Annotated in this window: 1 protein-coding gene; it reads right to left on the bottom strand. The window is 71.3% G+C overall.

Going from position 1 to position 1046, the window contains the following annotated elements; all coding sequences use genetic code 11:
• Nucleotides 1-1046, bottom strand: a 1046-nt coding sequence (locus tag Mhypo_RS17760) for a heavy metal translocating P-type ATPase (RefSeq protein WP_119342528.1), incomplete at both ends; no start/stop codon positions are given.

A 1046-nucleotide genomic window follows, 5' to 3' on the forward strand; every position in this document is an offset into this window, starting at 1 on the left:
GCCAGCACTGGCGAGAGCAGCCAGCCGTTCAGCGGGTAGAGCACGCCTGCGGCCACCGGGATCAGCACGACGTTGTAGGCGAAGGCCCAGAAGAGGTTGAGCTTGATGTTCCTGAGGGTGGCCCTCGAGAGGGCGATGGCGTTGGGCACCCCGCGCAGGTCGCCCGACATCAGGATCACGTCGGCGGTCTCGATGGCGACGTCGGTGCCGGTGCCGATGGCGAGGCCCACGTCGGCCTGGGCCAGGGCCGGGGCGTCGTTGATGCCGTCGCCCACGAAGGCGACGCGGTAGCCCTTGCCCTGGAGCTGCTTCACCGCGTCGGCCTTGCCCTCGGGCAGGACCTCGGCCAGCACCTCGTCGATGCCGAGCTGCCGGGCGATTGAGCGGGCGGTGCGCCGGTTGTCGCCGGTGATCATCGCCACCTTGAAGCCCTGGCGGTGCAGGGCGGCGATGGCCTCGGGGGTCCCCTCCTTGACCGGGTCGGAGACCGCGACGACGGCGGCCAGCTTGCCGCCCACGGCCGCGTAGAGGGGGGTCTTGCCCTCGTCGGCCAGGCGCTGGGCCTCGGCGGCGAAGGGGCTCACGTCGACGCCCAGTTGGGCCATGTACCGGTCCGCCCCCACGTCCACGCGGTAGATCCCCACCTGCCCGCTCACCCCGAAGCCGGGGAGGGCCTCGAAGTCCTGGGGCTCGAGCAGCTCCAGCCCCCGAGCCCGCGCCTCCTTCACGACGGCCCGGGCGATGGGGTGCTCGGACTTCTGCTCGAGCGAGGCCACCAGGCGCAGCACCTCGGCCTCGTCGAAGCCCCCGGGTACCCGCAGGTCGGTGAGCTCGGGCTTGCCCTTGGTGAGGGTGCCGGTCTTGTCGAGGGCGATCACCTGGGCTTCCTGCAGGGTCTGCAAGGCTTCACCCTTGCGGAAGAGCACGCCCATCTCGGCGGCTTTGCCGGTGCCCACCATGATGCTGGTGGGGGTCGCCAGGCCCATCGCGCAGGGGCAGGCGATGATCAGCACCGCGACGGTGTTGACCAGGGCGTAGCTGACGGC

The sequence above is a fragment of the Meiothermus hypogaeus genome (genome assembly GCF_003574035.1).
GTDB classification, from domain to species: Bacteria; Deinococcota; Deinococci; order Deinococcales; family Thermaceae; genus Meiothermus; species Meiothermus hypogaeus.